9 protein-coding genes and 1 pseudogene are annotated in these 8,841 nt (G+C 67.2%); 3 read left to right on the forward strand and 7 right to left on the reverse strand.

The annotated features are described in order from the left end of the window. From C9E82_RS23185 to C9E82_RS23195, 3 genes are all read right to left on the reverse strand, one after another. Positions 1-123: thiamine pyrophosphate-binding protein (locus C9E82_RS23185; RefSeq protein WP_147393056.1), on the reverse strand; the 123-nt coding region annotated here is incomplete at its 3' end. 18 nt (positions 124-141) lie between these two features. Next, positions 142-1,797 (reverse strand): GMC family oxidoreductase, encoded by a 1,656-nt coding sequence (locus tag C9E82_RS23190; RefSeq protein ID WP_119897113.1) that lies wholly within the window; start codon positions 1,795-1,797, stop codon positions 142-144. A 77-nt stretch (positions 1,798-1,874) separates the two neighbouring features. Then, positions 1,875-3,218: an MFS transporter gene (locus tag C9E82_RS23195; protein ID WP_244936070.1), complete on the reverse strand. Its 1,344-nt coding sequence runs from the start codon at positions 3,216-3,218 to the stop codon at positions 1,875-1,877. Between the two features lie 205 nt (positions 3,219-3,423). Between C9E82_RS23195 and C9E82_RS23200 the strand changes: the two genes are divergently transcribed. Beyond that, positions 3,424-4,188, forward strand: a complete 765-nt coding sequence (locus C9E82_RS23200; protein ID WP_119897078.1) for an IclR family transcriptional regulator — start codon at positions 3,424-3,426, stop codon at positions 4,186-4,188. Positions 4,189-4,454: 266 nt separating this feature from the next. Here the strand turns inward: C9E82_RS23200 and C9E82_RS23205 are convergent, their stop codons facing one another. The 3 genes from C9E82_RS23205 to C9E82_RS23220 form a co-directional block, all read right to left on the reverse strand. Next, entirely contained in the window at positions 4,455-5,879 is a 1,425-nt protein-coding gene (locus tag C9E82_RS23205; protein WP_119897079.1) for a coniferyl aldehyde dehydrogenase, read from the reverse strand. Positions 5,880-6,084: 205 nt separating this feature from the next. Then, a complete protein-coding gene (locus C9E82_RS23210; protein ID WP_240643444.1) occupies positions 6,085-6,294 on the reverse strand; it encodes an alpha/beta fold hydrolase in 210 nt (69 codons plus the stop codon). 456 nt (positions 6,295-6,750) lie between these two features. Next, the gene (locus tag C9E82_RS23220) at positions 6,751-7,116 is read right to left on the reverse strand and encodes a MerR family DNA-binding protein (protein ID WP_240643445.1); all 366 of its coding nucleotides are present in this window, start codon (positions 7,114-7,116) and stop codon (positions 6,751-6,753) included. On the opposite strand from C9E82_RS23220, the gene C9E82_RS23225 reads away from it, so the two are divergent. Both C9E82_RS23225 and C9E82_RS24715 read left to right on the forward strand, forming a co-directional pair. Then, complete coding sequence (locus tag C9E82_RS23225) at positions 7,000-8,202, forward strand: NADH:flavin oxidoreductase/NADH oxidase family protein (protein ID WP_205962141.1); 1,203 nt, start codon at positions 7,000-7,002, stop codon at positions 8,200-8,202. The two genes, C9E82_RS23220 and C9E82_RS23225, sit on opposite strands and share 117 nt — an antisense overlap. Positions 8,203-8,272: 70 nt before the next feature. Next, a complete protein-coding gene (locus C9E82_RS24715) occupies positions 8,273-8,617 on the forward strand; it encodes a type 1 glutamine amidotransferase family protein (RefSeq protein WP_183154141.1) in 345 nt (114 codons plus the stop codon). A gap of 87 nt (positions 8,618-8,704) precedes the next feature. On the opposite strand, the pseudogene glyA reads toward C9E82_RS24715, so the two are convergent. Beyond that, a pseudogene (glyA, locus tag C9E82_RS25195) lies at positions 8,705-8,841 on the reverse strand (serine hydroxymethyltransferase); the annotation flags it as partial.

An 8,841-nucleotide genomic window follows, 5' to 3' on the forward strand; every position in this document is an offset into this window, starting at 1 on the left:
GATCCCCGCCTTCGGAAAAAGATCGCTTACAGGCATCATCGCAGATCCGATGATCCCAAAGGCATGCTCGATCCCGTGCTGCTGCAAAACCTTCACAAAGGCTTCCTCAGTGGTCATTTTCATCGGCTGTCTTCCCTTTCCTCATGCAACCTGGTCGATGCCGGCGGCCGTCGCGACCGGCGGGCTTGCGGCCCGCAGATCCTCCAGCACCAGCTGCGCCAGCTTCGCCCCGATCATCATCGCGGGGGCGTTGGTATTGCCCGAGACGATCTCGGGCATGATCGAGCAATCGGCGACGCGCAGGCCGCGCACCCCGCGCAAACGCAGCCGCGGATCGACCACGGCGTGATCGTCCACCCCCATCCGGCAGGTCCCCGTCGGGTGATAGATCGTCGTCGAATTCCCGCGCACCCAGTCGAGGACCTCGTCATAGCCCTGCACATCCGCGGTCGGGCGGAATTCCTGCGAGATCGCGGATCTGAGCGGCTCGGTGCGGGCAAGCTCGCGGGCGATCTCGACGCCGGCGACGATCGTGTCGCGGTCGGTCTGCGTTGCCAGATAGTTCGGCTCGATGATGGGCGCGGCCAGCGGATCGGCGGAACGCAGCGCGATCGTGCCGCGGCTTTCGGGGCGCAGCTGGCAGACCGACTGGGTGAAGGCCGAGAAGGGATGCACACCCTCGCCGGGACTGTCGGCCGACCAGGGCTGGATGTGAAACTGGATGTCCGGCGTGGCAAGGCCCGGCCGGCTGCGCAGGAAGCCGAAGACCAGGCTGGCGGCCATGGTCATCGGCCCGGTGCGGAACAGCGCGTATTCCAGCCCGATCCGCGCCTTGTTGAACAGGCTGCGCACCTCGTCGTTGAGCGTCGCCTCGCGGCATTTGAAGACCAGCCGGGCCTGCAGGTGATCCTGAAGGTTGCGCCCGACCTCGGGCGCGTGGTGGACGACGGGAATGCCGTGGTCGCGCAGATGACCGGCATCGCCGATCCCCGACAGCATCAGGATCTGCGGCGAGCCGATGGCCCCGGCGCAGAGGATGACCTCGCGCCGCGCTTGCACCAGTTGGCGGCTGCCATCGCTGCGGCGGATCTCGACACCGGTGGCGCGGCCTTCCTGGACGATCACCCGCAGCACCTGCGCGCGGGTCACGATCTCCAGGTTCCGCCGGTCGCGGATCGGCTTGAGGAAGGCCACCGCAGCCGAGCAGCGGCGCCCCTTGTCCACGGTCAGCTGGAAATGACCGACGCCGTCCTGAACCGGGCCGTTATAGTCGGGATTGTAGGGGATCCCCTTTGCCTGGGCCGCCTTGATCCACAATTCGCAGATCTCGCGATGCAGGCGGGGGTCCGAGACCTGTAGTGGCCCGCTGGTCCCCCGTCCCTCGCCGGAGCCGCGCTGAAAGGTCTCCAACCCCGCGAACAGCGGCCCGACCTCGCGCCATGACCAGCCCGCATTGCCCATCTGCGCCCATCGGTCGTAATCCTCGCGCTGGCCACGGACATAGAGCAGGCCGTTCAGCGAGGACGATCCGCCCAGCACCTTGCCCCGCGGCCAGCTGATGGCGCGGCCGTTCAGTCCCGGATCGGGCTGGGTCATGTAGCACCAGTCGAAGCCGGGATTGTGCATCGTGCGGAAATAACCCACCGGGATATGGATCCACGGGCTTCTGTCGCGCGCCCCGGCCTCGATCAGCGCGACCCGCACATCCGGATCGGCGCTGAGCCTGTTGGCCGCAACGCAGCCGGCCGATCCCGCGCCGACGACGACATAATCCGCGATACCTGTCGCGCTGGTCATGGTCATGTCCTTTCCTGGGATTTTCGGATCCGCCCCTCCCCGGCCTTGCGGAAAGGGGCGGCAAAGCTGGCGGATCGCTATTGCCGCGCCCGGCGGCCGATCAGGATCGCGCAGAGCATCGAGACCATCGCGGCGAAGACCACATAGGCGCACAGCCAGAACGGATCGTTATCATTCGCCGCCATCAGCGCGGTCGCGATCATCGGCGTCAGGCCCGAGGCGAAGATGCCCGAGAACTGATAGACGAAGGAAATCCCGGTATAGCGGACGCTCGGATCGAACATGTCGGAAAACAGCGCCGCTTCCGGGCCGTAGCACATCGGATAGACGATGCCGAAGGGCAGCACGATCCCCAGCACGACCAGCAGCGGATCGCCCGTCGACATCAGCGCGAAGGCGGGAAACACGCTCAGCCCCAGCAGGGCAGAACCCCAGGCATAGGTGGTGGGCCGGCCGATATGGTCCGACAGGCGGCCGAACAGCGGGATGAACACCACCATCAGCAGCGCAGCGCCGCAAACCGTCCACAGCGCCATCGAGCGGTCGATGCCCACATATCTGGTCAGATACAGGATCGAGAACACCGCGAAGACGTTGAAGAACACCCCGTCTATGTAACGCGCGCCCATGCCCAGCACCACATTGCCGGGATAGCGCTTGATCATCACCAGGAAGGGCAGGCCCTGGTCGCGGCCGCGGGCCTCGGCCTTGACCTTCTTGAATTCCGGGCTTTCGTCGATATTGGCCCGGATCCAGGTGCCCAGCCCGACAAGGATGATCGAGCCGACGAAGGCCAGCCGCCAGCCCCAGGACATGAAGGCGTCGTCGGGCAGCAGGGTCAGCAGCGCCATGACGCCAGAGGCCATGAACAGCCCCAGCGACAGTCCGATCTGCGGGATCGAGGCATAGAGGCCGCGCTTGTTCTCGGGGGCGTATTCATAGGCCATGAGCACCGCCCCGCCCCATTCGCCGCCGATCCCGATGCCCTGCAGGATCCGCAGCACCAGCAGCGCCAGGGGGGCTAGGATGCCGATGCTGTCATAGGTCGGCAGAAGGCCGATCAGCACCGTCGCCCCGCCCATCAGCAGAAGCGACAGCACCAGCATCGTCTTGCGCCCGATGCGATCGCCGTAATGGCCGAAGACCAGACCGCCCAGGGGGCGCGCGACGAAGCCGACGGCGAAGGTGGCATAGGCCAGCAGCGTCGAGACCGTGGGGTCGTCGGACGGAAAGTAGAGCTGGTTGAAGACGATCCCGGCGACCACGCCATAGAGGAAGAAATCATACCACTCGATGGTCGAGCCCACGAGGCTGGCGAAAGCGACCTTCCTGACGTCGCGTTCCCGAGTGTCGCCGATTCCGGCAGTTGCAGTCATGTCCGACATTACGCCCTCCCATGCGCTGTGACGGTTCCCAGTCATCTTGCGGAGATCGGCGACTCCTCCTCGCCGATGCCGGTCAGGCTGTCCCATGCGCGGGGCCAGAGTCAACAGTTTTTGAGACTTTTAGTATCATTTTTATGGATTCTTGCGCGGCGCGACATGGGAACTGCAGCCTTCCCGGCGGCTTGGAACGCCGCCGGCCAGCGTATAGAGTGGCCAGCCAGGACAGAGGTACCACCACGCGATGAACGACCGTCAGGAAGAGGCCGCCGTGCCGCCCAGCCTCAGAAATCTCCAGATCCTGGAGGTGCTTGCGCAGGAAGCCCGTCCCATGACGCCGACCGAGATCAATGCGCTTCTGAAGCTGCCCAAGCCGACCATCCACAGGCTGGTCGGAACGCTGGAGCAGGAGGGCTATCTGACCCGGCACATCGACGGCCGCAGCTATCTGCCGGGACCGAAGCTGCGCCAGATGATGCTGGGGGTGATGCGTGCCGGGCATCATCACGTCCCCCGCCGCGAAATCCTGACGCGGCTGCATGAAGCGGTCGGCGAGACCTGCAACCTGTCGATTCCCGACGGCGATGCGATGGTCTATGTGGACCGCGTCGAAACGCATTGGCCGCTGAGGATCGCGCTGCAGATCGGCTCGCGCGTGCCGTTGCACGCCACGGCGTCGGGCAAGGCCTGCCTGGCCTCGTGGAGCGACGCGGCCATCGGGCGTTTCCTGGGCGAGGCCCGGCTCAGGGCCCATACCGCGCATACCATCACCGACCCCGATCGGTTGCGCGACGAGATCATGAGGATCCGTGCCCAGGGCTACGCCACCGATGCCGAGGAATTCGTGCCGGGCATGATCGCCCTGGCCGTGCCGGTCCTCGACGACCGGCAGCGCCTGACCGCGACCCTGTCCTTCCACGCGCCGATCCAACGCCTGAGCCTGAAGGATGGCCTGGCCCATCTGCCGACGCTGCAGGCGGCGGCGCAGGACCTGGCGCGGTTGCTGTAAACGGCGCGGATCGCGCGACCGCCCCTCGCGGTATCGCGCTGTGCCAGGCTGGCGATGTCCGGGTCATTCAGGAAAGAGGACATCCATGGCGGGGCACGGGGTTCACCCGCCGCTGTCGGGCACATGTGCGGCTCGCCCTTGCTGGCGGTGGTGACGGCGGCCGAACAGATCATGCCGGGCATTTCCGCGACCAGATCGCCGCAAGGCGATCATCTTCGACCGCAGCATCTCCGCCCCCGCATGACGGCGGCCTTCCCCCGCACCATTCAACGCAGGTGCAGGCGAGCGGCGAGATCGACGAGCCTGCCGAAGGGCGCGTGCAGCATCCGCGACAGGTTCCATCGGCCCTGCGCGAAGACGCCCTTGGCATGGCTCATGGCGCGAAAACCCTCGATGCCGTGATAGGCGCCCATGCCGCTGGGGCCGATGCCGCCGAAGGGCAGGTCGTCCTGCGCCACATGCATCATCGTCGCATTGATGCAGACATTGCCCGAGGTGGTCTGCGCCAGCAGCTTCTCGCAATCCGCGTCGCGTTCTCCGAAATAGTAAAGCGCCAGCGGGCGGGGACGAGCGTTCACGAAAGCGATGACCTCGTTCATCGTCTCATAGGTTCGCACCGGCAGGATCGGACCGAAGATCTCGTCCTGCATCACCGCGCAGTCGTCGCCGGCGCCCAGCACCAGAACGGGCGCGATGGTCTGGGGACGGCTGGCCGCGCTCTCGGGGCGGTAGCCGACCGGGGTGACCTGCGCACCCTTTTGCCTTGCATCCTCCAGCAAGCCGTCCAGCCGCGCGACATGCCGTTCGTTGATGATCGCGGTATAGTCCGGGCTGGTCGGGCCGGCGGGATAGAAGCGCCTCACCGTCTGGTCATAGGCCGCGGCGAAAGCGTCGAGATCGTCCCGATGCACCAGCGCGTAATCCGGCGCCACGCAGGTCTGGCCGCCGTTCGACAGCTTGCCAAAGGTCAGCCCCTCCATGGTTCGGCGATTGACCTGGCCGCGCGCGATGATGGCCGGGCTCTTGCCGCCCAGTTCCAGCGTCAGGGGCACCAGGTTCTCGGCCGCGGCCTGCATGACCTTGCGCCCGACAGAGGTGCTGCCGGTGAACAACAGGTGGTCGAAGGGCAGGCGGCTGAAGGCGGCACCCACCTCGGGGCCGCCGAGGATCACCGCGACCTCGTCCTCGGGGAAGGCTTCGGCCAGCATGTGGCACAGCAGCGCGCTGGTGCGCGGCGTCAGTTCCGAGGGCTTCAGCATGGCGCGATTGCCCGCCGCCAGCGCCGTGGCCAGCGGGATCAGCACCAGCACAAGGGGATAGTTCCAGGGCGCCATCACGCCGACGACGCCCTTGGGCTGGTATTCCACCCAGGCGCGGCCGGCGCGATAGGTCAGCGCGACATGCCGCCGCTCGGGCCGCATGAAGCGGCGCAGGTTGCGTTTCAGATAGTCGATGGCCTGGACGGTCACGACCAGCTCCAGGATGTCGGTCTCGTGCCGCGAGCGGTGGGTGAAGTCCTCGCTGATCGCGCGGGCCAGGTCGGCGCGATGCGCCAGCACCGTCGCATGCAACCGCGACAGCCGGTCGCAGCGTTGCGCCTGGCTGGGCGCCCCCTCCGCCAGGAAGGCATGACGCTGACGCTCCAGCAAGGCGGCCATCGCGGCGGTATCGGTTTCTGTTTCCGTCGTCATCGTCCATCCTTGTCAGGGAAGGCGCGCCGGGACGATCCCGGCGCGCAAGGGGGGCACGACCTGAAGAAGGCCAGCAGGTCGGCATTGATCGCATCGGCATTCGCCCTATGCATCCCGTGCGAAAGCCCGGATAGATGATCAGCTGGCTATTCTGCAAAGCTTGTCCTGCATGATTGCCGCTGCCTAGCAGGACATTACTTGGTCGTCATCGCCCCGCATGACCAGCACCGGCACGTCGATGGCCGCGCCTGTCATGGGCGACGACGCGGAAGCCCCGGGCCAGGAGGAACAGCATCTGCGCGTCCCGGTCGTCGGCGCTGAGCGGCCAGCCGTGGTGGAAATGGATCGGCTGAGCGTCCTTTGGGCCCCAGCCCTTGCAGATCTCGACGCCGTCCCCGGTGGTCACGGAGCTCATGGTCTTTCCTCCCTCGGTTGCGTTCAGGATCGGTCCGGGACATGCAGCGGGCGCGGCAGATGCAGCACATGTGCATGGAGGCTGCGGCGGCGGATGGCTTGCAGAAGCTCCAGCGGACCGGGCCGGCGCGAACCCGGCCGGACTTCGGGATGCGCCGGAGGAAGTCGATATTGCCGGCCGCCGGATCGCGCGCCACCTCGTCCAGGTCGGGGTTCGAGCGGACGCGATCATAATAGCCGCCCGCCCGCCGGCACCTGGACCTTCCGGCCCGCGAATTCGGCCTCGACCGTCTGCTGCGTCATCCGCGGTTCCTGCCGTCATTCCAAAACGGCCCATCGCGCGACGGGCATGCTGATTCTCATCTGCCGGCACGACCGTAGCCCTTGAACCCAGGTTCAAGGTCAAGCGGGAATGGATCGGGTGGCCTCGCGGGCTCGGCCCGGAAGCAGGTCGCGGCTAGGCCTGCGTCTTGCGGCTCTGCAATTCGGCGATCAGCGCGTTGATGCGGCTCTTGCGCGCCTTGGCCTCGGCGATCATCGCATCGACTGCCACCAGCTTCCCGGACAGAAGCCGGATCGCCTCGTCGCAGGAGATCGGGTGATCGCCCTCGGCCACCTCCACGCTGGCGATTTCCTTCAGCGAGAAGCCCAGCCCCTGCGCATGCTCGATGAAACGCAGGATGGCGATGCAAAAGGATCTTGTCGCATGACCGCAACCACCGAATCCCCGCTGTTCCAGCCGCTGCAACTGCCGGGCGGGCAGGCCGTCAGGAACCGCATCGCCAAGGCGGCGATGGAGGAGAACATGGCCGACACCGACCACCTGCCGGGCGAGGCGTTGCGCCGGCTTTACCGCGCATGGGCCGAAGACGGCGCAGGGCTGCTGCTGACCGGAAATGCCATGGTCGCGCCTGATGCGGTGACCGGGCCGGCCGGAGTGACCCTGGGCAGCAGCCAGCCTTTGCAGCCGTTCCGCGACTGGGCGCAGGCGGGACGGGCGAATGGCGCGCGGCTGTGGATGCAGATCAATCATCCGGGCCGGCAGGTCTATGCCGCGACCAACCCGCAGGCCATCGCGCCCTCGGCCGTGCTGGTGGCGATCGAGGGCTATGCGCATCTCTTTGCCCAACCCCGCGCCATGTCCGATGCGGACATTGCCGAGGTCATCCGCCGTTTCGCCGATACCGCCGCTTTGGCGGAACAGGCGGGGTGCGACGGCGTGCAGATCTATGCCGCGCATGGCTATCTGTTGAGCCAGTTCCTGTCGCCGCTGACCAACCTGCGGCCGGTTCGCTGGGGCGGCACGCTGGAAAACCGCGCCCGGCTGCTGGTCGAGATCATCCGCGCCATCCGCGCCCGCGTCGCCCCCGGATTTGGCGTGGGGATCAAGCTGAACTCCTCGGATTTCCAGAAGGGCGGCTTTGATGCGGAGGACGCGGTGGCGGTGGTACGCATGCTGAACACGCTGCCGGTCGACCTGGACGAGATGTCGGGCGGCGGCTATGAAAGCCCGGCCATGCACGGTCGTCCGCAACAGGTCAGCACCCGCCAAAGCACCCTGGCTCGCGAGGCCTATTTCGTCGACTTCGCCCGCGACGTGGTGGCCGAGGCGCGCATGCCGGTGATGGTGACCGGCGGCATCCGCCGCCGCGCCACGGCCAAGGCGGCATTGGCGCCCGACGGCGACCGCCCCGGCGTCGCCATGGTCGGCCTGGCGCAGGCGCTGGCCTATGCACCGAACCTGCCGAACCGCTGGCAGGCGGGCGAGGTCGTGGTCGAGGTTCCGGCGATCCGCTGGAAGAACCGCGCGCTCTCGGGCCTTACCACCATGGCGCTGACCAAGCTGCAACTGCGCCGGCTGGGCGCGGGACGGCCTCCCAGACCGCGGACCTCGGCCCCCTGGTGCTGATCCGTGACCGGCTGTGGATGACCCGGCGCAGCCGCCGCTATCGCGCCTGGTTGCAAGGCCGGTCCGCCGCGTGAGAGGATCGACCCGGGGCAAGCGCGCCCTGCATATCGTGACCAATCCCGGTCACCATGATGATCCCGACCGCAAGACCGGGCTCTGGCTCTCCAAGCGCAGCCATGGCTGGGACATCTTCGCAGCCGAGGGCCACGCGCAGGACATCGTCAGCCCGGACGGCGGTCGTCTGCCTTCTCGCGCCAGTGATCCCGACAGCGTGGCTCCACAGGCATTCAGCGCGGCATGCCTTGGCATCCGGGGCGAGCGTTCTTCTCGACTTGCCCCCGCGCCGACGGGCTTGCACCTGCTCCTGCGCGACGGCGTCTGGTCGCGGATGTGGCCGCCGCGCCCGTCTGGCTGAGGGCGGCTCCCGCCCGCGTCCCGTAACCGAAAAGCCCCGCCGCGAGCTCTCGCGGCGGGGCAACCCAAGCCGGCCAGGGGCCGAGGCTCACATCCCGGCGTAGAGCGGGAACCTTGCGCAGAGTTCCTTGACCTCGGCCTTGACCCTGGCCTCGACCTCGGCATTGCCGTCCTCGCCGTGCTGGGCCAGGCCGTCGACCACCTCGACGATCCAGCGGGCGATCT

The organism is Paracoccus sigandri (genome assembly GCF_003709565.1).
In the GTDB taxonomy this organism is placed as follows: Bacteria; Pseudomonadota; Alphaproteobacteria; order Rhodobacterales; family Rhodobacteraceae; genus Paracoccus; species Paracoccus siganidrum.